Annotated in this window: 25 protein-coding genes; 13 read left to right on the top strand and 12 right to left on the bottom strand. The window is 64.5% G+C overall.

Annotated features, from left to right (window positions below; all coding sequences use genetic code 11):
* Nucleotides 1-6 precede the first annotated feature (6 nt).
* The 5 genes from VGG89_08015 (at nt 7) to VGG89_07995 (ending at nt 7,373) form a co-directional block, all read left to right on the top strand.
* Nucleotides 7-1,542 carry a YifB family Mg chelatase-like AAA ATPase gene (locus VGG89_08015; protein HEY1976473.1) on the top strand — a complete coding sequence of 512 codons (1,536 nt, stop codon included), beginning with the start codon at nt 7-9 and terminating at the stop codon, nt 1,540-1,542.
* A 44-nt stretch (nt 1,543-1,586) separates the two neighbouring features.
* Nucleotides 1,587-1,961 (top strand): cupin domain-containing protein, encoded by a 375-nt coding sequence (locus VGG89_08010; GenBank protein HEY1976472.1) that lies wholly within the window; start codon nt 1,587-1,589, stop codon nt 1,959-1,961.
* Nucleotides 1,962-2,120: 159 nt separating this feature from the next.
* Nucleotides 2,121-3,212, top strand: coding sequence for a YXWGXW repeat-containing protein (locus VGG89_08005; GenBank protein HEY1976471.1), 1,092 nt, complete (start codon nt 2,121-2,123; stop codon nt 3,210-3,212).
* A 241-nt stretch (nt 3,213-3,453) separates the two neighbouring features.
* The gene (locus tag VGG89_08000; GenBank protein HEY1976470.1) at nt 3,454-6,945 is read left to right on the top strand and encodes a GH92 family glycosyl hydrolase; all 3,492 of its coding nucleotides are present in this window, start codon (nt 3,454-3,456) and stop codon (nt 6,943-6,945) included.
* Nucleotides 6,946-6,959: 14 nt separating this feature from the next.
* Nucleotides 6,960-7,373 (top strand): GNAT family N-acetyltransferase, encoded by a 414-nt coding sequence (locus VGG89_07995; GenBank protein ID HEY1976469.1) that lies wholly within the window; start codon nt 6,960-6,962, stop codon nt 7,371-7,373.
* On the opposite strand, the gene hemQ is transcribed toward VGG89_07995, so the two are convergent.
* The 4 genes from hemQ to nrdR are packed head-to-tail and all read right to left on the bottom strand — an operon-like array spanning nt 7,360 to nt 10,082.
* A complete protein-coding gene (hemQ, locus tag VGG89_07990) occupies nt 7,360-8,208 on the bottom strand; it encodes a hydrogen peroxide-dependent heme synthase (GenBank protein HEY1976468.1) in 849 nt (282 codons plus the stop codon). The genes VGG89_07995 and hemQ overlap by 14 nt on opposite strands.
* A 1-nt stretch (nt 8,209) precedes the next feature.
* Entirely contained in the window at nt 8,210-9,184 is a 975-nt protein-coding gene (locus VGG89_07985) for a 2-dehydropantoate 2-reductase N-terminal domain-containing protein (GenBank protein HEY1976467.1), read from the bottom strand.
* Complete coding sequence (gene dut, locus VGG89_07980; protein HEY1976466.1) at nt 9,181-9,621, bottom strand: dUTP diphosphatase; 441 nt, start codon at nt 9,619-9,621, stop codon at nt 9,181-9,183. Before dut ends, VGG89_07985 begins: the two co-directional genes overlap by 4 nt.
* Before the next feature lie 8 nt (nt 9,622-9,629).
* Nucleotides 9,630-10,082, bottom strand: a complete 453-nt coding sequence (gene nrdR / locus VGG89_07975) for a transcriptional regulator NrdR (GenBank protein ID HEY1976465.1) — start codon at nt 10,080-10,082, stop codon at nt 9,630-9,632.
* Between the two features lie 333 nt (nt 10,083-10,415).
* Between nrdR and VGG89_07970 the strand changes: the two genes are divergently transcribed.
* From VGG89_07970 to VGG89_07955, 4 genes are read left to right on the top strand one after another with little or no spacing between them, the layout of a single operon-like run.
* A complete protein-coding gene (locus tag VGG89_07970) occupies nt 10,416-11,279 on the top strand; it encodes a DNA-processing protein DprA (GenBank protein ID HEY1976464.1) in 864 nt (287 codons plus the stop codon).
* Nucleotides 11,276-11,737 carry a 23S rRNA (pseudouridine(1915)-N(3))-methyltransferase RlmH gene (locus VGG89_07965; GenBank protein HEY1976463.1) on the top strand — a complete coding sequence of 154 codons (462 nt, stop codon included), beginning with the start codon at nt 11,276-11,278 and terminating at the stop codon, nt 11,735-11,737. The genes VGG89_07970 and VGG89_07965 overlap by 4 nt, the downstream gene beginning before the upstream one ends.
* A complete protein-coding gene (gene argS, locus VGG89_07960) occupies nt 11,718-13,406 on the top strand; it encodes an arginine--tRNA ligase (protein HEY1976462.1) in 1,689 nt (562 codons plus the stop codon). The genes VGG89_07965 and argS overlap by 20 nt, the downstream gene beginning before the upstream one ends.
* 2 nt (nt 13,407-13,408) lie before the next feature.
* The gene (locus tag VGG89_07955; protein ID HEY1976461.1) at nt 13,409-14,131 is read left to right on the top strand and encodes an amino acid racemase; all 723 of its coding nucleotides are present in this window, start codon (nt 13,409-13,411) and stop codon (nt 14,129-14,131) included.
* Nucleotide 14,132: 1 nt separating this feature from the next.
* Here VGG89_07955 and VGG89_07950 read toward each other — a convergent pair whose 3' ends face one another.
* The 8 genes from VGG89_07950 to VGG89_07915 all read right to left on the bottom strand — a co-directional run bounded on the left by VGG89_07950 (nt 14,133) and on the right by VGG89_07915 (nt 20,538).
* Nucleotides 14,133-15,260 (bottom strand): AI-2E family transporter, encoded by a 1,128-nt coding sequence (locus tag VGG89_07950; GenBank protein HEY1976460.1) that lies wholly within the window; start codon nt 15,258-15,260, stop codon nt 14,133-14,135.
* Nucleotides 15,245-15,706: a GNAT family N-acetyltransferase gene (locus VGG89_07945; GenBank protein HEY1976459.1), complete on the bottom strand. Its 462-nt coding sequence runs from the start codon at nt 15,704-15,706 to the stop codon at nt 15,245-15,247. The genes VGG89_07950 and VGG89_07945 overlap by 16 nt, the downstream gene beginning before the upstream one ends.
* Complete coding sequence (gene pyrE / locus VGG89_07940; protein HEY1976458.1) at nt 15,703-16,272, bottom strand: orotate phosphoribosyltransferase; 570 nt, start codon at nt 16,270-16,272, stop codon at nt 15,703-15,705. Before pyrE ends, VGG89_07945 begins: the two co-directional genes overlap by 4 nt.
* Nucleotides 16,269-16,979, bottom strand: a complete 711-nt coding sequence (pyrF, locus tag VGG89_07935; GenBank protein ID HEY1976457.1) for an orotidine-5'-phosphate decarboxylase — start codon at nt 16,977-16,979, stop codon at nt 16,269-16,271. The genes pyrE and pyrF overlap by 4 nt, the downstream gene beginning before the upstream one ends.
* A 3-nt stretch (nt 16,980-16,982) precedes the next feature.
* On the bottom strand, nt 16,983-17,945 hold the full coding sequence (locus tag VGG89_07930) for a dihydroorotate dehydrogenase (protein ID HEY1976456.1): 963 nt from the start codon (nt 17,943-17,945) through the stop codon (nt 16,983-16,985).
* Nucleotides 17,939-18,763, bottom strand: coding sequence for a dihydroorotate dehydrogenase electron transfer subunit (locus VGG89_07925; GenBank protein HEY1976455.1), 825 nt, complete (start codon nt 18,761-18,763; stop codon nt 17,939-17,941). Before VGG89_07925 ends, VGG89_07930 begins: the two co-directional genes overlap by 7 nt.
* Before the next feature lie 355 nt (nt 18,764-19,118).
* Nucleotides 19,119-19,724, bottom strand: coding sequence for a DUF6249 domain-containing protein (locus VGG89_07920; GenBank protein ID HEY1976454.1), 606 nt, complete (start codon nt 19,722-19,724; stop codon nt 19,119-19,121).
* Between the two features lie 4 nt (nt 19,725-19,728).
* A complete protein-coding gene (locus VGG89_07915; protein HEY1976453.1) occupies nt 19,729-20,538 on the bottom strand; it encodes a DUF4097 family beta strand repeat-containing protein in 810 nt (269 codons plus the stop codon).
* Between the two features lie 245 nt (nt 20,539-20,783).
* On the opposite strand from VGG89_07915, the gene VGG89_07910 reads away from it, so the two are divergent.
* Genes VGG89_07910 through VGG89_07895 form a run of 4 tightly spaced genes read left to right on the top strand, consistent with a single transcriptional unit; the run spans nt 20,784 to nt 23,853 of the window.
* Nucleotides 20,784-21,365: a sigma-70 family RNA polymerase sigma factor gene (locus VGG89_07910; GenBank protein ID HEY1976452.1), complete on the top strand. Its 582-nt coding sequence runs from the start codon at nt 20,784-20,786 to the stop codon at nt 21,363-21,365.
* Nucleotides 21,362-21,742 carry a hypothetical protein gene (locus tag VGG89_07905; protein ID HEY1976451.1) on the top strand — a complete coding sequence of 127 codons (381 nt, stop codon included), beginning with the start codon at nt 21,362-21,364 and terminating at the stop codon, nt 21,740-21,742. Before VGG89_07910 ends, VGG89_07905 begins: the two co-directional genes overlap by 4 nt.
* Before the next feature lie 9 nt (nt 21,743-21,751).
* Complete coding sequence (locus VGG89_07900; protein ID HEY1976450.1) at nt 21,752-22,417, top strand: response regulator transcription factor; 666 nt, start codon at nt 21,752-21,754, stop codon at nt 22,415-22,417.
* A gap of 8 nt (nt 22,418-22,425) precedes the next feature.
* Nucleotides 22,426-23,853 carry a HAMP domain-containing sensor histidine kinase gene (locus tag VGG89_07895; GenBank protein HEY1976449.1) on the top strand — a complete coding sequence of 476 codons (1,428 nt, stop codon included), beginning with the start codon at nt 22,426-22,428 and terminating at the stop codon, nt 23,851-23,853.
* Nucleotides 23,854-23,871: the final 18 nt, after the last annotated feature.

Here is a 23,871-nt window from a genome sequence, read left to right as displayed (position 1 = left end):
AGCGATATGCTTTCGCTTGCGTTCTCCGCCGCGATGCTCGGCATCGAAGGCTACGTCGTCCGCGTCGAGGCCGACAGCGCCCCCGGTACGCCCGGACTGCGCATCGTCGGGTTGCCGGACCGCGCGCTCAGTGAAGCCGCCGACCGCGTGCGTTCGGCGATCTTCAACTCGGGTTTCCTCTATCCGGGCGGAAAGCTGATCGTGAACTTGGCGCCGGCCGACGTGCGCAAGGCCGGACCGGCGTTCGATTTGGCGATCGCGCTGGCGCTGATCGCGATGGACGAACAAATCGACCGTCTCGCCCTCCAGCAATACATCGCGCTGGGCGAACTCGCACTGGGCGGACGGCTGCAGCCGGTCAACGGGATTTTGCCGATGGTGCTCGGCGCTCGCCGCGCCGGCTTCACGAAACTCATCGTGCCCGAGTCGAACGCGGCCGAAGCCGCGCTCGTCGACGGCATCGAGCTCTATGCCGTCGACTCATTGCAGAGCGCGATCGCGGTCGTCGGCGGCAACGGCGCGCGCTGGCGCTCGCGGACGTCGCCGCCCGCATTGGAGCTTGCCGACGCGCTCGTGCACGGCGATCTCTGCGAAGTTCGCGGGCAGAGCCCGGCCAAACGCGCGCTCGAAATCGCCGCCGCCGGCGGTCACAACGTGCTGCTCGTCGGACCTCCGGGCTGCGGAAAGACGATGCTCGCCCGGCGCTTACCGCCGATCCTTCCGCCGATGTCGCTCGACGAAGCGCTCGACGTCACCAAGATCTATAGCGTTGCCGGACTGCTGCGCGGTGACGGCGGGATCGTGCGTGCGCGCCCGTTTCGTTTTCCGCACCACACGATCTCGCAGACCGCGCTCGTCGGTGGAGGCGCGACGGCCAAGCCCGGAGAGATCTCGCTCGCCCACCACGGCGTGCTCTTTCTCGACGAGCTGCCCGAGTTTTCGCGCAGTGCGATCGAAGTGATGCGCCAGCCGCTCGAAGAGGGGACCGTGACCATCGCGCGATCGGCCGGCACCTTTACGTATCCGGCGCGCTTCCAACTGGTGGCGTCGATGAATCCGTGTCCGTGCGGCTATCGGGGCGTGCGCAGTGCCGAGTGCCGATGCGACGACGGCGCCGTCGCGAAGTACGCCGGCAAACTTTCGGGGCCGCTGCTCGATCGCATCGACTTGCAGGTTGAGATCGCGCGCGTCCCGTTCGACGACATGATCCGCTACGAAGGCGGCGAGCGCTCGCACGCCGTGCGCGAACGGGTCGTCGCCGCGCGCGTCCGGCAGCAGCGCCGGTTCGAAAACGCGCAGGTAACCTGTAACGCCGCGATTCCCGCCAATGCGATGCGCCGATGGTGCGCGCTCGACGATTCGGCGGTGAAGCTCCTCGCTCGCGCCAGCGCGAAACGGCAGTTCTCGGCTCGCGCGTTGGATCGGATCGCGCGCGTCGCGCGTACGATTGCCGATTTGGCCGGCTGCGACGTCATTGCTTGCGAGCACGTCGCCGAAGCGGTGCAGTACCGCAGTCTCGAGCGATTTGGTATAGCGGCATAAGCGACGCCGTGCTATTATCAATTCCCCTAACGAAGGAGGCACCCATGAGCGCACAGACTGGGACCAAAAGCCTCGAGAAGAAATCCTTCGACCATGCCGACGAGACGCGAACGTTCGATAAAGGGACGGTCGACGTCGTCACGGTCGGCGGAACGCCAATTGGACTCGCTCACTTTCAACCCGGCTGGAAATGGTCGGAGTGCGTCAAACCCATCGCACAAACGGACAGCTGTCAGGCCGAGCACCTCTGCTATTTCATCTCCGGATGGATGAAAGTCGTGACCGATGACGGAGTTGAAATGGAATACGGGCCGGCCGACGTGATGTATCTCGCGCCGGGTCACGACGCTTGGATCGTCGGGGACGAGGAGTGCGTCGTCGTCGATTTCCTCGGTGCACGTACCTACGCAAAACGCTGATCGCGGCGATTCGGCCGAGCCCACGCGTTTTTTCACCGTGCGCTAATAGAGGTCGAGCCGAGCGCAACGCGCCTCGTGGAGCCGGTTGCCCCCTAAGCAAATTGACGATGCGCTAGCCTCGTTTAGTGCAGGCGAGCCCGCTGGTAAGACCCTGAGACCATGAATACGTCTACATCTCCGGTCTCGTGGATAACCAAGGCAGCGGCGCTGGCGGCCGCTCTGCTGCTGCCCGCGATTCCGCTCACCTCGCAAGCGCAGGTATTTATCGGCTTTAACATAGGAACGCCGCCGCCGCCTCTGCCTTACTATTCGCAACCGATGCTCACCACGCCGGGCCAAGTGTGGCAACCGGGTTATTGGGCGTACGGCGCTGCCGGTTACTACTGGGTTCCGGGTACGTACGTCACGCCGCCGAGCAGCGGGCTGTATTGGACTCCGGGATACTGGGGTTACGATAGCGGCTCGTACGGCGGCTCGTACGGTTGGAACAACGGCTATTGGGCGCCGCAAGTCGGCTACTACGGCGGCATCGACTACGGCTTCGGTTATCCCGGTGTCGGCTACAACGGCGGATACTGGAATAACGGCGCCTTCCTCTACAACACGGCTGTGACGAACGTCAATCGCCGATTCGTGACCAACGTCTACCGTCGCAACGTCGTCGTGACCCGCAACGGTGTCCGGTACGCGTTCAACGGACCGGGCGGCGTACGGGTGCGTCCCACCGCGAGAGAACTCGCCGTGATGCGCGAACGGCACGTCGCGCCGACCACGGTACAAGTAGAGCACGCACGAATTGCGGGCCAAGACCGCAATCTCTACGTGCGTTACAACCACGGGCATCCGCAAGTCGCAGCGGTTTCGCATCCGATCCGCACGACGCGCGCGCTGCCCCACTTTAGCGCGGTCACGGCCGCCGACCGGCGCGCCGCCGATCGGATGGTCCGCACGCGCTCCGCGGTTCGCGCCTCAGCCGCGCGCACTCGCGCCAACACTGCTGCAGCTCGAGGCCATCAGGTCCGCGCTGCCCGGGACAACGCCCAAGCGGCGCGCGCCCACGCCCAAGCCGCTCGAGCCCACGCTCAAGCTGCTCGGATCCACAACCAGCAGGTCCACACGCAAGCCTCACGCGTTCGCGCTCGAGCCGCGACGGTTCACGCGCGCACCGCAACGGTTCGCGCGCACCAGGCAACGGCCAACGCGCACGTAACGCGCCAAGAGCACACGAACAAACGGCCGCCGAACGGCTAGTTTAACCTAAGCGCAACCTACGGCGCCCCGCTCCACGCGGGGCGCCTTCGCATTTTGCCGATAACTCCTCTAGAGGCCGATACCCTGTTCACACTTAGGGTACGACCGGAGCGGAGGGTGCCGCCGATGCGAAAACTGTTTGCGTTCTTGTTCCGCGCTACGCTGCGCGACGAATATCGATCCGCGTTTCCTTGGCGATCGCTCGTTAAGCGCTAATCTGGAGTTCCGCAAATGACCTTCGTTGCGATGCGTCGTAGAGCATCGCACGGAGGACTTCCATTTGCTTGGAACGTTGACGCTTTTGCTCGCGCTGGCAACGCCTGCACCGGCGACGCTGGTCGACCCGTTCGTCGGCACGTCGGGCACGAAGATCGGCGGACCGATCGACACGTTTCCCGGCGCCGACGTTCCGTTCGGTATGGTGCAGTGGAGTCCCGACACCCCGTCGCAGAACGCAGGCGGCGGTTACGAATACACCGACAAAGCGATCACCGGATTTAGCCTCACGCATCTGAGCGGCCCTGGATGCAGCGTGTTCGGTGACTTCGGCATCCTGCCGGTGACCGGCGCGATCGACGATCCGGCCAACGCAAAGCAGCCGTTCAGTCACGACGGCGAAACCGCGTCTCCGGGCACGTACGCCGTCTCGGTTGGAAGCACGCCGATCAAAGCCGAGCTCACCGTAACGCCGCGCACGGGGATCGGACGCTTCACGTTTCCATCGACCCAGCAAGCCGATCTGCTGTTCAACGTCGCTTCGAATCAAGCCGGCGTGACCGCGGCGTACGTTCACGTCGACGGACCGGATCAACTCTCCGGATCCGCGACGAGCGGCTTCTTCTGCGGCATGGCCGACCAGTACAAAATCTACTTCGTCGCGCGCTTCGATCGGCCGTTCGCCGCACACGGCACGTGGAAAGCCAAAACCGTCACGCCGGGCTCCGACGAAAGCTCCGGTCCACAAAGCGGCGCGTACGTCACGTTCGATACGACGAGCAATCCGGTCGTCAACGTCAAGGTGGGACTCTCATTCGTCGACACCGGCGGCGCGGCGCGCAACTTGCAAGCCGAGAATGCCGGCTGGGATTTCAACGCCGTCGCGGCGCGCGCGGCGGCCTCGTGGAACGACTACTTGAGCCGCGTGAGCGTCGCGGGCGGCACGCCCGACGAACAGCGCACGTTCTACACCGCGCTCTATCACGTGCTGCTGCATCCCAACCTCTACAGCGACGTCGACGGACGCTATCCCGGCTTCGACGGGCGCATTCACGTCGCGCGGGCGCATCACGCCGAGTACGCCAACTTCTCCGATTGGGACATCTATCGCACCGAGGTTCCGCTGCTCGCGTTATTGGCACCGGGTGAGACCAGCGACATGATGGAGTCGCTCACCGATGCGGCGGAACAGGAGAACGGCTGGCTTCCGCGTTGGGCGCTGGTCAACGGTCCGTCGAGCGTGATGGGCGGCGACTCGATCGATCCCGTGATCGCGGGCGCTTATGCGTTCGGCGCGCGAGACTTTCAGGTACGCAAAGCGCTGCACGCGATGGTCAAAGGTGCGTCGACGATCGCCGGACCGCCCGGTCAAGGTTGGTACGTGCCTCGCTGGGAGCTCGAGGACGATTACTTGCACCGCGGTTTCGTCGTGAACACGCACACGACGTCGGTTGCACCGGTACCCAACGGCGCGTCGGAAACGCTGGAGTACGCGCTCGACGACTTTTCGATTGCGCGCTTCGCGCGAGCGCTTCACCAGCAGGCCATCGAGGACGATTTCATGCGACGCTCCGCGAACTGGGCGACGCTCTTCGACACCGCTGCCGGCGAAATGGCCGGACGCGACGCAACCGGCGCGTTCATGCAGGCGCCGATTACGGATAACGGGCAGAGCGGCTTCCAGGAAGGCAACGCCGCGCAGTACACGTGGATGGTGCCGCAAGACCTTCACGACCTCATCGCCGGCATGGGCGGCAACGCCGCCGCGGACGCGAAGCTCGATGCGTTCTTCACGCAGATCAACGCCGATCAAAATAAACCCTACGCGTGGCTCGGCAACGAAGTGAGCCTCGGCAGTCCCTGGGCGTACCTCTCCGCGGGCCAACCGTGGCGCACGCAAGAGATCGTGCGTCGGGCGTTGACGACGCTCTACGGACCCACGCCCGACGGATTGCCCGGCAACGACGATCTCGGTACGATGAGCGCCTGGTACGTCTGGAGCGCGATGGGGTTGTATCCGCAAAATCCGTCGGTGCGTCTGCTCGACGTCGGAAGCCCGCTCTTTACCAGCGTCGTGATTCATTCGCCGGCCGACGGGCCCACGATCGACGTCGAAGCTCCGAACGCATCGGCGTCGACGCCGTACGTTCAAGCGCTGCGCGTCAACGGTCAGCCGTCGCAGAACGCGTGGGTCGACGTGGCGCTGCGCGGAACGTTGCGCGTCGATTTCGATCTCGGCGCGGCGCCGAACACACAGTGGGGAATCGCGCCGGAGAACGCGCCGCCGTCGTACGCGACGGCGCCGGTTCGTTTCGCACCGGCAACCTCGGTCGGCATCGACGTGCCGGCGGTCACCGTGAAAGCGGGCAATCGTGTCGCAGCACAGGTCGTGCTCGACAATACCGCGGGTACGCAAGCGCAGGATCTGCACTGGGCCGCGACCGTACCGCCGGGGTTGCACGTCAATATGTCCGACGGTGCCGCGGGCGTCGCCGCCGGCAAAAGCTTGCCTATCGATCTCGACGTGACGGCCGGTACGTCGCTCGCAGGCGGATACTACGGAATCGTCTTCGGCGGAGCCGCCGCCAACGGCGCGCTGCTCGAAAAGCAAACGCTCGTGGTACGCGTCGACGGCGCGACGCCGCACGCCGTCGCGTGGGCGCAGAATCGTTTCGGCAACACGGTCGTGCCGGTCGACCTCGTTACCGGGGTCGTGGGTCCGCAGATCGCGGTCGGACAAGGACCCCGCGACGCGATCTTGCACGGCACGCGACTGTACGTGTGCGATCGCGATACCTCGCAGATCAGCGTCGTCGACACGGTTGCGCAGAGCGTCATCGCGACGATCAAGACCGGACGGAGTCCCAACGGTATTGCGATCGCACCCGGTGGGAACGCGGCCTGGATCGCCAACGCCGACGACGGCACTGTCCAGTCGATCGATCTCGTTGGTTTGACGGCCGGAAAACCGATCGAAGTGGGAGCGAACCCGCGCGCGATCGCGATAGCGCCCGACGGTAAGACGCTCTACGTGACCGACACCGGCGCGAATGCCGTGACGCCGGTCGACGTCGCGACGCGCTCCGCGCAAACGCCGATTCCCGTCGGCGGACGGCCGATGGGCATTGCCATAACGCCCGACGGCAAAACGCTCTACGTCGCGAACAACGGCGATAATACCGTCATGCCGGTCGAGGTCGCGACGCGGCGAGCGTTGCCCGCGATTGCCGTCGGCGTCAGCCCGATGCTCGTCGCGGTGAACCCCAGCGGCGCGCTCGCATACGTCAGCAACTATGCCAACTCGACGATCACGCCGATCGACGTCGCGACCAATGCGGCAAAAACACCCATTACGGTCGGCGGCGCGCCGTACGGGATCGTTTTTACCGGCGCCGGCAAGACGGCACTGGTCGTCGCGCGTCGCGACAACTCGTTGGTCACCGTCGACGTCGCGACCGGCCGCGTAAGCGCTCCCATCTTTCTGGGCAACGGTCCCTACACCGTCGCCGCGCCCTAACGAGGAAAAGATCGATGAACGTTCGTCAAGCGCACCAAGAAGAGTTTCCGCTGCTCGAAAAGATGCCGCACGCACTGCACTACAACCATCATCTTTCGTTCATCCGTCACGCGCTGGGAACCAAGGAGTGCCTGGTAGCCGAGATCGACGGTACGGTTGCCGGATTCGTGGTTTGGGATCGCGGCTTTTACGCCCGTCCGTTTTTGTGGATGCTGGGCGTCGACCCGGCGCACCAGCACGAGGGCATCGCCTCGACGCTCATCGAGCACGTTGAAAATCTCAACGCGGGACACAATCTCTACACGTCGACCAACGCGTCGAACGCGGCAATGCAAGGCTTGCTCGACAAACGCGGTTTCACCCAAACCGGCAGGCTCGAGAATCTCGATCCCGGCGATCCGGAGATCTTCTTCTTTAAGCCTTTGTAGTCAACTGCGGCACGGCGTCGCCGTCTAGTAAAACGCCGAGCTCTTGCGGCGAGAACTGCAGTCCCGACCAGAACGAGCCGAACTCGGCGTAACGCGCGCTGACCTCGTCAAAGCGCATTTCGTAGATGAGTTTCTTGAAGACGATCGGGTCGTCGGCGTAGAGATCGACGCCCCATTCGAAGTCGTCGTAGCCGATCGAGCCGGAGATCACCTGCGTCACCTGGCCGTGATAGGAGCGTCCGACGACGCCGTGCTCGCTCATCATCTTCGCGCGTGCGTCGAAACCGAGCAAATACCAGTTCTGCACCTCGCCGCGGCGCTTGTTCATCGGATAGAAGCACGCGTAGCGGCGCTCCGGAATCCGCGCCCACAAGCGCGGAGCGACGTGCGGGTTCTCGGCTTGCTTGCGCACGAGTTCGTCGAACGCCGCCTTCCATTCGGTCGATTGCGGCGCGAGCCCGCGCTCGCCGAGCTCTGCGTGAATCTTGCCGGTGGCGTCGTACAGCCCGAGCTCGAGCACCGACGCGTATGAGAAACGCGGCTGCAGAAAGTCGCGCAGCTCGAGCTTGTCGATGAGCGTTTGCGCGTAGGACAACCCTTCGAACGTTCGCGCGTAGTGCGTGAGCATCAAATCGCCCTTACCGCCCACCAGCTGCGCCAAACCCAAGTCCCCGTCTTCGGTGTTTTTGAGGTGGTCGATCAAGTCGATGGCGTGACCGCAATACTTATTGCGGCGCTTTTCGGGCAAAGCGTCCCACGCGCGGCGGTCGAGCGCGAACATCCGGTGGAGAATCCACCAGCCTTCGAGCGACTCGGGTACGTTCGGATCTCGCATATTAGCGCTTTGAGAGCGCCTTTGCACGCTTCATCTCGGCGAGCACTTCGCCTTCCAGCGTATCGGGACGTTCCCGGTACTTAGCCCACAGCGGCGGCGTGTGGGCGATGTCGTTGAGCACGCGGGCGTAGACGGCGTTGACCGGGGTCGGAACTCCCCGCTCGCGGCCCGCGGCCGCGACGGCGCCGTTGAGCACCTCGACTTCGGTCTGGGGCTTGGCCGACCGCAAGTCGAGCAGCAGCGACGGCGGCTTGGTGCCCCGAGCGCCCGCGATGCTGCGCGCGAGCAGCCCCCGCGCGACGGGACTGGGCAGCTGCGCGATCGCAAAGAGCGCGCGCACCGGATAGCGCGGCAGGTCGATGGCCGCGACGTTCATAGCCGCCATCACCGCGCGAACCTCGCGAACCATGCGAATCTCGAGCGTGAATATACTATCGAAGTGCACGAGCCGATTCGGCAGTACGTTGAGAATCGCGCAGCTCGCGTTGGCGACGACGTTGAGCGCGAGTTTGCTCCATTTGAGCGAACGCCAATCCTCGACCACTTTGACGTTCATGCCGGCCGCGGCGAACGTCGCGATGAGCCAGTTGTAGGCGTTGGTCCCCATCGGCGAGAGCGCGAGGCCGCCTTCTTTTCGAGCCACGGCGTGGCCGTCGCGATCGCGATCGACGGGCGTCGTCAGCGCGGCCGCGACCACGTTATCGGCGCCGAACGCCGCTGCGAGCTTTTCTTCGTTGCCCACGCCGTTTTGCGGCGTGACGAAAACGCATTTCTGCGGATATTGAACGGCTTTACGCAGCGTCTCGACCGCCGAATCCGTATCGTACGCCTTGGTGGTGACCAAGGCGATGTCGGCGTCGAACAGGCGCACGTCGGAAAGCGCGCGCGACGCGTACTCGACCTCGACGCCGGTTCGCGTCAGCAGATCGCCGAAGTACGTTCCCACGGCGCCTTTGCCGACGATATACACCTTCATCCGGTAGACCCGAATCCGCCCTCGCCGCGCATGGTTTCAGGGAGCTCCTCAATCACCTCGAACGACGCGCGCGAGACCGGCGCAACGATTAGCTGCGCGATGCGATCGCCGCGCCGCACGACGACCGGCTCGGATCCGAGATTCGCCAGCACCACTTGTACTTGTCCGCGATAATCGGCGTCGATGGTTCCCGGCGCGTTGAGGCACGTCACGCCGCTGCGAATCGCCAAGCCGCTGCGCGGGCGAACCTGCGCTTCGTACCCCGGCGGCAGCGCGATCGAAAAGCCGCACGGTATCAGCGCGCGCGCTCCGGGCAGCAGCGTCAACTCGTCGCGCAGAGCCGCGCAAAGATCGGCGCCCGCGGCGTGCTCGGTCATATACGCGGGAAGCGGCAAATCTTCGCCTTCGGGCAAGCGCTTGAGTGCGACGCGAACCATTGGGGTTGTCACTTGGAAAGAAGTGTCGATAACTCTTCCCGAAAACTCTCGATGTCTCGAAACGAGCGGTACACGCTGGCAAAGCGGATGTACGCCACGGGATCGAGTTTCTTGAGGGATTCCATCAGCTTCTCACCGACCATCGTCGAGGGAACCTCGCTCTCGCCGCGCGCGAAGAGCTCGCGTTCCAAATCCGATGCGACCGCTTCCATCTGGCTCTCCGAGATCGGCCGCTTTTCGCAGGCCTTGCGCAGGCCGGCCAAGATCTTGTCGCGGCTGTACTGCTCGCGCCGTCCGTCCTTCTTGACGACGAAGAGCCGCGGAGCTTCCATGCGCTCGTACGTGGTGAATCGGTGCTTGCAGCGCGGATCGAGGCACTCGCGCCGCCGCCGCACGACGGTCTCGTCGTCGCGCGAATCGACGACTCGGGTCTCACTCTTGCGGCAAGTTGGACAAGTCATAATACCCCACATGTAGTGGGCACTCGCATTATACGTTACTACCGGTAGTAAAAGCAAAAAGAGCCGTCGCATAGGACGGCTCCTTGATAATTGCGGCCGCGGAGCTTTTTAGCTGGCGGCTCCTATTTTGAACATTTTCGTTCCACAAACCGGGCACTTGCCTTCGGTTGCGGGGCGACCGTTCTTCATCGTGATCTGGACCGCGTCTTTGATTTCACGCTTGGTCTTGCACTTCACGCAATACGCTTCTGCTGCCACCTGCGGTACCTCCGTTCGGGCCTGGCTATTCCCTCGGGCCTTGTCGATTCCCCCCGAAGGCGGGATTGAGGGGCGATGCCGATCGACCGCCCCCTCTTCTTGCCCCGCGCCGCGCTCGAGGCGCTGCGGGGCCAGCGCGGCTTTGAGGCGACCGCCGTCGGCCTCTGGAGCGTCGGGGACCCGGCCGGCCTCGCTCGGCCCTGCGTAGCCGTCGTAGGCACCCGTGCCGCGACCAGCTACGGTCGCCGCGTGGCACGCGAGTTCGCCGCCGAGCTCGGCAGGGCGGGCTGCTGCGTCGTCTCGGGGTTGGCCCTGGGCATCGACGCCGCGGCTCACGAGGGGGCGCTCGAGGCGGGCGCACCGACGGTCGGCGTGCTGGGCTGCGGCCACGACCGGTTCTTCCCCGAACGCAATCGCCCGTTGGCCGAACGCATCGTCGCCGCCGGCGGCGCCGTGCTCTCGCCCTTCGAGCCGGAGCGCGCCGCGCTGCCGCATCAGTTCCTCCAGCGCAACGGCATCGTCGCCGCCCTCTCCGACGCCGTCGTCGTCATCGAAGCACCCGCTCGCAGCGGTGCGCTCAACACGGCGAGTTGGGCGGCGGGACGAGTTCCGGTGCTCGCGGTGCCCGGCGACGTCGATCGGCGCCACGTTGCGGGTTGCCACGCGCTCATTCGCGACGGCGCGACGTTGGCTCGCAACGCCGCCGACGTTCTCGAGGCGATCGGCTTGAATAAACCGCTGCCGCTGCCGTTCGACGATCCGGTCTTCGACGAGGATCCGCTCGCGCGAACGCTGCTCGGCGCGCTCGAGGCGGGACCGGCCGCCATCGACGACCTCGTCGTCCAAGCCGGCGCGGATGCCGCCGCAGTCATGGCGGCGCTCACCTTGCTCGAGCTGCGCGACGCAATCGCGATCGACGGTGCTATAGTGCGTAAATGATCGTACGCGTCGTCGCCGTCGACCGAATTCGCACGCCGTACGTCGCGCGCGCGTGCGAAGATTTTCGCGCGCGCCTGGGCGCCTATCACGCGTACGACGAGATCGAAGTGCGCGCCGGAAACGGGCGCGATCCGAACGCGGCGATGCGCGAAGAAGCCGAGCGCATCGCGCGTCATCTGCGCGAGGACGATCGCATTTGGCTCGTCGATCGCTCCGGGACGCAGCTCTCCAGTGAAGCGCTGGCGGTGCGCATCGGCGACGTAGGTCGCAGCGGCGCGCAACGTCTCACCTTGGTGATCGGCGGAACGTATGGTGCGACGGGCGCGCTGCGCGAGCGCGCCGAGTTCGTCTGGTCGCTTTCCGAACTCACGTTCTTACACGAGTGGGCACGCGCCATCGTGCTGGAACAACTCTACCGGGCGGCGAAGATCGCGCGCAATGAGCCGTATCACCACTGAAGGGGCACCGGCGTTGCCCGAGCACGCGCTCGAACACTTTGCATCGGCCGTCCAGGGCGCGATTGCGAAGCGGTATCCCGACGCCTCCGGGGTGAAGGTCGGCTTCGAAGCGCCGCGCCGGCCCGAGTTCGGCGATTTCGCGACCAACGTGGCGTTTTCGCTGGCGAAAGCCGCGCGGCGTTCGCCGCAAGACGTGGCGACGCAGATCGCCGCCGACGTGCGCGACTCGGACGCGGGCGAGCTCTTCAGCAGCATCGAGCCGGTTTCGGGATTCATCAATCTCCGGTTGATCCCGGGCGTCTGGCAAAACGTCGTCGGCAAGATTCTGCGCGACGGCGAGCGCTACGGTCAGTTTCCGTCCAACGGAAAACGCATTTCGCTGGAGTTCGGAAGCGCGAACCCGACGGGGCCGCTGGTCGTGGTGCAAGGCCGCTCGATGTCGTTGGGCGATACCTTGGCCAACGCGATGCGTTTCGCCGGCTACGACGTGTTCGTGGAGTGGATCATCAACGACGCCGGCGGCCAGCTCGACACGCTGGGCCGTTCGCTCTACGCGCGGTATCGCCAGCTCTCCGATGCGAACTATCCGTTTCCCGAAGAGGGCTATCCCGGCGATTACCTGATTCCGATCGCGCGCGCGATCGCGCAGCGCGACGGTGACAAGTGGATCGCCGCTCAGGAGCCGGATTGGCTGCCGTACTTCTCGCAATTCGGCCGCGACGAGCTGGTCGCGGAGCAGCGCAGAACGGCGCAGCGCTTCGGCGCGCACTACGACTTGTGGCAGAGCGAAAAAGAGCTGCACGACGCCGGAACGATTCGCGAGGGTATCGAGCGCTTACGCGAGCGGGGCCACACCTACGAGGCCGACGGCGCGCTCTTCTTTCGGGCGACCGAGTTCGGCGACGACAAAGATCGCGTGCTCGTTCGCCGCGACGGGCGCCCGACGTATTTTGCGATGGACGTGACCTATCACTACCAGAAGATGCAGCGGGGCGACCGCGTCATCGACATTCTCGGACCCGATCATCACGGCTACATCGGCCGGCTGCGTGGGCTCGCGTCGGCGCTCGGTTACGATCCCAACGCGGTGCACGTGCTGATCGCACAGCAAATTACGCTGATGCGCGGCGACGAACAAGTGAGCATGAGCAAACGCGCCGGCTATATCATCACACTCGACGAGATCGTCGACGAAGTCGGCGTCGACGCCGCGCGCTTCTTCTTCATTCTTCCCTCGGCGGAATCGCCCCTGACCTTCGACTTGAGGCTCGCGCGCGAGCAAAGCAACGAAAACCCGGTGTATTACGTGCAGTACGGACACGCGCGCATCTCGTCGGTCCTGCGCAACGCGTCGGACGACGACGTCGCGGCGGCGCGTTCCAAACCATCGCTGACCGCGCTGACGCACCCCGCGGAGCTCGCGCTCGTACGGCGACTGGCGGAGTTTCCCGAGACGGTGCGCGGGGTCGCCGAAGCGCTCGCGCCGCACCGGCTGGCGCGCTACGCGCGCGACGTCGCCTCGGACTTTCACCAGTTTTACACCGAGTGCCGCATTCTCACCGACGACTCTGCGACCCGCGCTGCGCGGCTGGGACTGTGCATCGCCACCAAGAACGTCTTGGCACGCGCGCTCGCCCTCGCCGGCGTGAGCGCTCCGGAAGCGATGTAATCGTGGCACAAGTAAAGCCGCTGCATATTGGCATCGTCGCCTGTTCGGCCGAAGGCGCGTCGCTCTGCTATCGCACGATCTGCGAAGAGGGCGAGCAGTTTTCGCGCGTTTACGATCATCCGGAGATCTCGATGCACTCGGCGCCGTTTTCCGAGTACGTGTCGCGAATCGACCGCGACGACTGGCGCGGCGTCGCCGAGATCATGCTCGCATCGTCGGAGAAGCTGGCAAAGGCGGGCGCCGACTTTCTGATCTGCCCCGACAACACGATTCATCGCGCGTTCGGCTACGTCGCGCCGCGTTCGCCGCTGCCGTGGCTGCATATCGGCGAAGTCGTCGCCGCCGAAGCTTCGGCACTCGGATACACGCGCTTAGCGTTAACGGGGACGCGGTACCTCGTGGAGAGCGACGTGTATCCGGCGGTGCTGTCGAAGCGGGGCATCGCGTTCGTGCGCCCCAATGCCGCCGAACGGCAAGAGATTCACCGCATCATCATGGACGAGCTCGTGCACGGTCTCTTCAAACCCGAAGCCGTCGTCTATTTTCAGCACACGATCGGCCGCATGAAAAATGAAGACGCCTGCGACGCGGTCGTCTTGGGCTGCACGGAAATCCCCTTGATCGTCAACGACGACAACGCGCCGCTGCCGACGCTCGACTCGACCCGGCTCCTCGCGCGCGCGGCGCTGCGGCACGCCGTCGGAACGACGGCGGCTACGCTGTAAGTTACACCGTTTCTTTTTGCGGTAACGGTAGCGGCGGAGCCGGAGCGGGCAACGGCTCCGGTTCTTTATATTGCGATTGTATCCACGGCGCCACGAAGTAGCGCCAGAGAATCTTGAGCAGCGCGGCGACCGGAATGCCCAGAATCAACCCGGGAATGCCGAAGAGTTCGCCGCCGGCGAACACCGCAAAGAACGCGACGATCGGCGAGACCCCGACCGACTCGCCCATGATCTTGGGAACGAGCACGTTGTCGCTGATGCGCGCCATCACGAACATCACGACTTGAACGCCGATGACCACGCCCCACCCTTGCGGGATGCTCAGCGGAATGGCGACGATCTGGGCGATGAGCATGCCGATGATCGGAATTGCATACGCGACCGCCGAGACGATGCCGATGATGAGTGAGAATTTAAAACCGAACATCGTGGTGATCAGCGCGATGACCAAGCCGGTGATCGCGCTGACCGTGACTTGCCCCGAGATGTAACTGCCGAAGAGCGTCGTGACTTCCGCGGCCAGACTGCGCGCGTCGTTGCGCCGCTTCGGTGGGAACATCGTCGCAAAGCCTTCGGCGATTTGCGAGTCGTTGAGCAAGAAGAATATCGATAAGATCACCGCGGAAAACGCCACGAAGAAGCCGGTGGCGGTGTTGACCGCGATCGCGCCGACGCCGGAAATGAGGCCCGTCACGACTGCCGTCGCCTGGCCGCTTCCGATCTTCTGAACGTTGATGCCGCCGGTCGGAAGGTTGAGCTGCGGGAAGTGCTGCTGAATCGAGAGTTCCAGGTTCGTCACCCAGTCTTGGGACGTCGCCGCATAACCGGGTAAGTTGCTCGCGAGCGTTTGCATTTGCTCGACGGTCAACGGCACGACGATGCCGATGAGCAAGGCGATGATCACCAGCAGCCCCAGGAAGACGATCCCGATCGCGACCGGCTTGGGCATTCGCTTCTCGAGACGGTTGACGATCGGTCCGACGCCGAACGCGATAAACGCGGCGATAACGAAGATCGCGATCGTCTTGGGGATGCGCACCGCAAGCCACCACGCTAGTGACGCGACGACGATCGCCGCAACGATCCAGCCCACGCGCCGCGCGAGCGAGCTGCTTACAGAGGCTTGCACAGCAGCCTGCGCTCCGTGACGTAGCCGCCGCGCTCGTAGAGCCGGCGTGCCGCGGTATTGTCCTCGGTCACCATTAGGGAGATATACGGCAGGCCGCGCCGTTTTGCCTCACTCTCGGCCGCGTCGAGCAGCGCTTTGCCCACGCCTCGGCCCTGCAGCCCGGGTTCCACGGCCATGTAGGCGACGAATGCTTGGGGTGTCGACGTGACCTCGTCCGGCAGGTCGTCGAGCAACAGGAGAAACCCGGCCGGAACGCCGTCGGCGACGGCCACGAACGTTACGTGCGATTGATTTTCCACGATTTCGAGTAGCCGGGTGAGCGCCAAATGGACCATCAGCTCTTGCGGATGGCGAAATGCCGCGACGCTGTCCATGACGGTACGCTCCGCAAGGCGCTCGATGAACTGCCGGTCGGCGGCGTTTGCGGGCCGAACGGCGACGTTCACGCGCGCCGCGATCCGGGATCGTCGATCGGTTCGCCGGCTTCGCATTGCGGACACGCGTCGGGATCGTGCGACACGATCGGCAGATCCAGCAGCGCGTGCGTCGGCACGCCGAAATCCGCCGGCGCGCGCATGACGATAATCCCAACTCCGGCGACGTGCGCGCCGGTTTGCCGCACCACGTCCATGACTTCGCGCACGGAAAGTCCGGTGGTAACGACGTCTTCGACGACGAGCGCGCGGTCGCCGGGGCCAAGCGTAAAGCCGCGGCGCAAGGCCGGCGCGCCCTTCTCTTTCTCGATGAAGATCGCTTTGGTACCGAGTTGTCGCGCGACTTCGTAGCCGAGCACGATGCCGCCGACCGCGGCGCTCACCACGACGGTGGGCTGCGTCGCACGAAACGCATCGGCGATGGAACGCGCGATCGGCTCGACGAGCTTGGGCTCCTCGAGAATGCGGAACTTTTGGACGAACCGGTTGCTGTGACGGCCCGAGCTCAGCCGAAAATGGCCTTCGAGCAGCGCGCCGCGTTCGGCGAGGGCTTGCGTCAAATCGGTAGCGGTCATCATACGGGCGCGTGCATTTCGTCGAGTACGGCGCGCGCGGCGGCCAGCGGATCTTCGGCTTGCGTGATCGGCCGCCCGACGACGAGATAGTCGGCGCCGGCAGCGACCGCTTGCGCCGGCGTCATCACGCGCTTCTGGTCGCCGTGCGCCGTTCCGGCCGGACGAATGCCCGGCGTGAGCGTGAGAAAATCGTCGCCGAAGAACCTTTTGAGATCGCGGACTTCGTGCGCGCTGCTGACCACGCCCGAACACCCGGCGTCGCGTGCGAGCGCCGCGAGACGCGTCGCGTTTTCGCCCGGGCCGCCGCCCAGACCCAGCTCCAGCAAATCTTCGGAAGCGATGCTGGTGAGAATCGTCACCGCAAAAACGTGCGGCACCGAGATGCCGAGCTCGCTCGCGCGCTCGTTGGCGGCGTCGACGGCCGCCCGCATCATCTCCAACCCGCCGAGCGCGTGAACGTTGATGATGTGCGCGTTCGGGCGAACCAGTTGGCGCATCGCGGCCTCGACCGTGCGCGGAATGTCGTGCAGCTTGGCGTCGATGAACGTGCGAACGTCGCGCGCCTCGCAATACGCGAAGATGCGCTCGGGATAGCCGTAAAGCGCCTCGATGCCGATTTTCACGATGACGTCGAGTTCGTAGAGCTGATCGATGAGGCGCTCGGCCTCGTCGGCGCCGGCGACGTCAAGTGCGACGATGAGTTGCGCCACGGGTTATCCTTGGTCTCCTTCGTATTCGTGTGCGGTGGCAAAACCGACGTTTGCCTTGCCTACGATCTCGCCGATCGAGGCCAGATTGCGGTTCAAAAGATATTCGCGCAACTCCTCGACGATGCGTTCGGGAACGCGCGGATCGGTAAAGTTGGCCGTGCCGATGCTGATTGCCGTCGCGCCGGCGAGCAAGAACTCGAGCGCGTCGCGCGTCGTTTCGATGCCGCCTTGACCGACGATCGGAATGGTGACCACGCGAGCGACTTCGTAGACCGCCAGCACGGCGATTGGCCGAATGGCCGGCCCCGATAAGCCGCCGGTGACGTTTCCGAGACGCGGATGCCACGTGTCGACGTCGATCGCCATGCCGCGCACCGTGTTGATGACGGCAAGCGCGTCGGCACCGGCGGCTTCGGCTTCGAACGCGATCGCGGTAATGTCGGTGACGTTGGGCGACAGCTTGACGATGAGCGTTTTGTCGGTCAGCCCGCGGCACGTGCGCACGACTTTAGCCGTCAAGTTCGGATCGCAGGCAAACGTCTCGCCCTCGCTTGCCACGTTCGGACACGAAATGTTCAGTTCGATTGCCGCGATTTCGTCGCGCGCGGCGAGGCGCTCGCAGACGTAGGCGTAGTCGTCGACGGAGAATCCCGCGACGCTGCCGATCACGCGCCAGGGACGCCGCCCGTACTTCGGCACCTCGTGCTCGAGGTACCAATCGATACCGGGATTCTGCAAGCCGATGGCATTGAGCATGCCCGCCGGGGTGTGAACCAGCCGCGGCGTCGGATTGCCCACGCGCGGCAGACGCGTCACGCTCTTGAGCACGACGGCGCCGATTTTGCGCAAGTCGGTAAACTGCGCGAACTCTTCGCCCGATCCGTAACAGCCGCTGCCCATCAAGGTCGGATACGGCAGCTCGAGCTTGCCCAGCTTGATCGCTAAGCTCGGTTGAGTCTCTACCATCTCAGCTCGTCGTTCCAAAAGACCGGGCCTTCTTTGCAGATGCGCGCGTTCACGACGTCGCTGCCGCCTTCCGATGCGGGCGGAAAACTCGGAGCCTGTGCGCTCGTGCGCACGATCGGTACCACGCACCCCCAGCAGCCGCCGACGCCGCATGCGAACGTTTCTTCCAGCGATAGCTGCGCGCGCACGCCGATCTGGGCGGCAACGCGCGCGACCGCGCGCAGCATCGGCGACGGACCGCAGGCCAAGACCACGTCGTGCTTTCGCGAACGCTCGAGCAAATCGGTGACGTAACCGTGATATCCTGCGGTGCCGTCGTCGGTCGATAGCGCGACTTCGCAGCCGGCATCGGCAAAGCGCTGCGCCTCGACGAGCAGCGCGGCGGTGCGTGCGCCGTAAAACAGCTGCACGCGCGCTCCCGCGCGAATCAGCGCTTGCGCCGGTAAGAGCACCGATGCGATGCCGACGCCGCCGGCGACGATCGCCACGTGCCGCGGCGAACCGCTCAGGTCGAAACCGTTGCCCAAAGGTCCTAGGACGTCGAGCCGCTCGCCGACGTGCAGCTCGGCGAGTTCGCGCGTGCGCTTTCCCGTTATGAAAAACAGCAGGCTCGCGCGCCGCATCTCCGCTTCGTAAACGCCCAGCGCCGTCGCCGCGGCTTCGCCGCTGGGAGGAATCGCCATGACGAACTGCCCCGGCAGCGTCGCGGCTGCTAACTCCGGCGCGTCAAGCTCGAGTAAGACCACGCCGGGGGCGAGTTCGCGCCGGTCGGTCACCAGCGTAGCGTGCACGCGCGAGGGCAGGTCCAGAGTCGTCACAGCCGCGCGTTTTCGCCGAATTTTTATAAAACTCCGCGAATTTCGCTGCACAACCTTGCGACTTTAACCGTTATACGGTATAGAGAGCAATAAAGAATGGAAAGGAGGGTCCGCAGATGGCAGGTCTTATCGTCTTCAAGTCGCTAGCCGACGCCCTTCGAGCCGGCTACCAGGTTTACGACCGGACTGCGGACGGATATCTCGTCAGGACCCGCACAACCGCCGGATGGGCAATGGCACTGGTATCCTGCAGGTAGATCGTCTTCCTTAAATTTTCATCTTCTGAACAGCAGATAAGCCCGTCGGCCTGAACCGACGGGCTTTTACTTTGGCGAGGGCGCGACTGCCCCGAGTCCTACGGACGGTAATCGGGAGGGCTCGGCGGTTTCTCGATCTCGGGGATTGGTCCCGGACGCCAGCCTGCATACGGACCCGACGGCGGAACGCTTCCAGCCGACGCGGCCGGCGGCGGCTGCGCGCCTTGCACCGTCTGCTGCGGACCGACGCTCACGCTGACGTTGCCGAGCTGGGCGCCGCTGAGCACCGCGCCGATAATCTGCGCGATACCGACGAACATCGGGATCAGACCGCCGAGCAGCCACGGGCCGTAGACGTACGTTCCGCCGTGATAGCCGATGAACGACAGGCCGATGAGCAGCGCCAATCCGATGAACGCGACTTGGATGCCGCGGCGCAGTTGATGTTGCGCGTAGTAACTCGGATCGTAATACGGCGCGGCAAACGTCCCCGGTGCCGGCGGCGGCCCGGGCGGCCACGCTCCGAACTTCATCGCTTTACGCATCATGCGCGGATCGGGCGACATCGGCGGCGGCACCATGCCGCGGCGAATGTATTCCATCCGTTCCTGATGCGCCATGTAGCGCGAAACGATTGCTAACGTCACGGGCAGTCCGATGACGAAGAAGAAAAATGCGACTGGGACGACGATTTCTGGTTCCATGGCGCTAGAGCGCTCCGTTCGTGGTAATGTGGATCGACCCATCCCGTGACGTCGCGCGCAGACTGGCGCTGCCGTTCCCGAGACGCATCGTGTAGTGTGCCGCGTCGTCGTCGCTGTCGCGACCGACGCGGTTTCCGTCGACGGTAATGCGTCCGTCGTCGGTTCCAACCTCGACGTTGAGATCGGCTCCCGGAGCGAATCCGAGCTCGATCCTGCCGTCGTTGGTCGACATGCTATTGTCACCGGTCAACGCAAGCCCGTGGGTGCGAATCGATCCGTCGTCGCTGTGCGCGTCGACCGTGCCCTTAACGTCGTTGAGACCGATGTGACCGTCTTGCGAGCGGACGTACACGCCTCCGGTAACGCCCGTAACGTCGTCGCCTTCAGAGTGCGTGATCTCCAAACGCGACGCCTCCGGCACGTCGACCTCGATGCGTTCGTCGGACATGCCCATCAAGAAGAATCGTTCGTGACGCGGCCGCGAAATCGCAACGCCGTCGGCGGTGCGCGAGACGCTCAATGGCGGAATCCCGCTATCGCCGGGGAAGCGCAACCCTTGCACATTGGTGAGATCGGTGACGTGCACCATCCCGTCGCTCGACGTTTTGACCTCGACGGTCGATTGCGGATCGTCGATCGTAACGTGCGGAGCCGTTCCCGCCGCCAGCGCCGGAAACGGTTTCCCGGCAAAGTCGTAGTGCCGCATTCCGGCCATTGCCGCTCCCGGACGGCCGAAGCCGATCGCGTAGAGCGCGATCGCCACGATGGCGACCTCGACGGCGACGAGCGCCGCAACCACGGACGACCGGCTCACGGTAGGGGGGACCCCAGCGGCTTTGCCGCGCGGGGGGCGGCGAAGGCGAAGCCGGAGCGCCAGCTAAAGTCGAAGGTCGGGCGCGGGGACGGGGCGGAGTGGAGGTGCGTGTTCATTTGTCCTAGGTACGGCCGGCGCGCCCCCCATGTTTCGTGCCCGATCCTGTCATCCCGAGCGCAGGCGCGAAGCGCCGAAGTCGAGGAACGAAGGGCGAAACAATTCGCTCGCGCGCGTGTACCTTGGGCGTGTCGGCAGTTCTCTTGGACAGGAAAGTGACGCAGCCCGAAGCAGCCGATGGCGACCTGGTCGCTATGGCCGTCCGGGGCAACCCGGACGCGTTTGCCGTACTCGTGGAGCGGTACGACCGAGCGGTCTACCACCTAGCTTTCCGCACTCTGCACGACGTCGAGGAGGCCCGGGACGCCACCCAAGAGGCGTTCTTCAAGGCCTTTCGCAGCCTGCGGACCTTTAAGCCGGGTGCCAAGTTCTCGACCTGGATCTTTGCAATCGCCTATCACGCCTGCTGCGACCGATTGAACCGCCGCAAACGTTATTCTAGTGAGGAGATGCCCGATCGCGCCGACGCCGGGCCGGGACCCGAGCAGCAAGCGATTGCGCTCGACGAAGCCCAACGGCTGCGGACCGCGATCGACGCACTCCCCGAAAAATACCGCACGGTCATCACCCTCTATCACTTGCAGGGCCGTCAATACGAGGAAATCGCGCAAGTGTTGGGACTGCCGATGGGTACGGTAAAAACACATTTATTCCGCGCGAAGGAGCAGCTGCGCAGGCTTCTGAGCGGGGCGGAGGTAACCGACCAATGATGTACCGCGACGACGACGCGCTCGACCGGGCCCTCTTCGCGCTCCCGCTGGAGGAGCCGCCGGCCGACCTACGCGCTTCGATTCTCACGGCGACGGCTTACCGTCCGGCCCCGATGTTCTCGGTTTTGGAGGTCACGCTCTTCGGCGCGATGGCCGCCGTTATCGTTTGGCTCGTCGCGCTGATCGCGATAGGCGGCGGAGCGCTCTTCGTCCACACGATCGAAACGATCGTTTCGACGGTCGCGCGACCGCTCTCGAACGTGACGACCTTGGCCTGGCTGGGGGCCGGTGCCGCGACGGCGTTCTGGCTGACGTTTTTCACCGGATCCCAACCTTTTACGCTCGCCTCGCAGAGGGTAGGACAGAGGGCCAGATAATCCGGCTTCATGCCCTATAAGATTCTCGTCATCGAGGACGACGCGGCGATCAGCCGCGTCCTGCAACTCGAGCTCGAACACGAGAACTACGAAGTCGACGTCGCGCGCGACGGACTGAGCGGTCTCGAAAAAGCCCTCAAGGAACCCGATCTCGTCGTTCTCGACTTGATGCTCCCGCGCATGGACGGCATCGAAGTTTGCAAGCGCATTCGCGCCAAGAGCAAGGTGCCGATCATCATGCTCACCGCCAAGGACCGGGTACCCGATCGCGTTGCCGGCTTGGACGTCGGCGCCGACGACTACGTCACCAAACCGTTTTCGACCGAAGAGCTTCTAGCGCGCGTTCGCGCGCGGCTGCGCGAGCGTTCGCCGCAAACCAACGTCATCGAATATCGCGACGTGATCATGGACCGCGATCGCCACGAAGTCCAGCGCGGCGGGAAGCCGATCGCGCTCACGGCCAAGGAGTACGCGCTGCTCGAGTACCTGCTGCTGCACCGCAACAAAGTCCACACGCGCGACGAGCTCTTCAACGGCGTGTGGGGCAGCGATTTTTTGGGCGATTCCAACTTGATCGACGTGTACATCCGCTACTTGCGAGGCAAGATCGACGACGGCTTCGACGACAAGCTCATCACGACCGTTCGCGGAGTCGGTTACACGATCAAAGACTAGGCTCCTAAATGTCTTTAAAATGGCGGATCGCCGTTTGGTACGCGACGCTGCTGATCGTGGTGCTCGCGCTGACCAGCGGCATCATCGCGTGGCGGCTGCAAGGCATTCTCTACGACCAAGTCAAGGTGTCGGTCAACTCGACGATGCGCTCGATCGTGCAGTTTTCCACGTCGGCTAATCCCTTCGTCACCGAAGACAGCTCGTCGCAATCGCTTCAGTTCATCCTCAGCAGCGCGAATCTCGCCAACTGGAGCTCCGCGAACACGTTCATCCAGGTCGATCGTGCCCGAGACGGCTACCTGCTGGCAAGAAGCACCAACCTCGGCGACGACACGATCCCAACGAATCCGTCCGTAAACGCCAAGCACGATACCGCGTATCGGCAAATCGCCATCGGCGGGCGACCGTTCTTAGTGGAAGATCGCTACGTGCACGAAGGCGGGAGCTCCGCCGTCATTCACGTCGCCGAACCAATCGACACGCTCAATCTGACGTTTGCGCGCGCGATACGCGCCATCGCGATCACGCTCGGCGCGGCTGCGCTCGCCGTCGTGATCTTTTCGATCGTGCTCGCGTCGCAAGCCACCACGCCGATCAACGAGCTCTCCGACGCCATGCGGAAGATCGGTTCGGAGGGACTCGATCGCCGGCTCGGCTCGCATCACCGCCGGCGGACCGACGAGATCGGCAAGCTGGCCGAAAGCTTCGACGACCTGCTGCAGCGTCTATCCGAAGCGTTCGCGCGCGAGCGGCAGTTCATCTCGGACGCGTCGCACGAGCTCAAAACGCCGCTGACGTCGATCAACGCCAACGCACAGATGCTGATGCGCTGGGGCGATCGCGATCCGGCGGTGCTGCGTGAAAGTCTCGAAACGATCGCGGGAGAGAGCGCGCAGCTGGCTGCGATGGTCAACGGCATGCTGACCTTGGCGAAGGCCGATCGCGGCGACGACATTCCCAAAGAACCGACGTCGTTAGCGCAAGTCGCTAACGAAGTCGTGCGCGGTGCCGAACCGCGCGCGGCCGAAAAGCACCTCACGCTCGAGTTCGAGCACCAGGCCACGCCGACGGTGTACGGCGAGCCGGGACTGCTGCGCCAGCTCGTTTCCAATCTCGTCGACAACGCCATCAAGTTCACCGAAAAGGGCGGCGTCGACGTCCGCGTGGGGGGCGACGAAGGGCGCGCTTGGGTGGAGGTCGGCGACAGCGGGCCGGGGATTCCGACCGAGGAGCTGCCCCACGTCTTCGATCGTTTCTACCGGGCAGACAAGGCGCGCTCGCGGACCGTGCCGGGGACCGGCCTCGGACTGGCGATCGTCCGCTCGATCGCTCGCGTGCACAACGGCGAGGTCTCGGTGGCCCGCAGCCCGGCGGGCGGTGCCCTGTTTACCGTGACCCTCCCCCGCATGACGGCACCTCTAGCGGATTCCCAATGATGACCCCAGCCGGCCGCC

The organism is Candidatus Baltobacteraceae bacterium (assembly GCA_036488875.1).
Taxonomy (GTDB): Bacteria; Vulcanimicrobiota; Vulcanimicrobiia; order Vulcanimicrobiales; family Vulcanimicrobiaceae; genus JAFAHZ01.
This window is presented reverse-complemented; position numbering and strand designations above follow the sequence as displayed.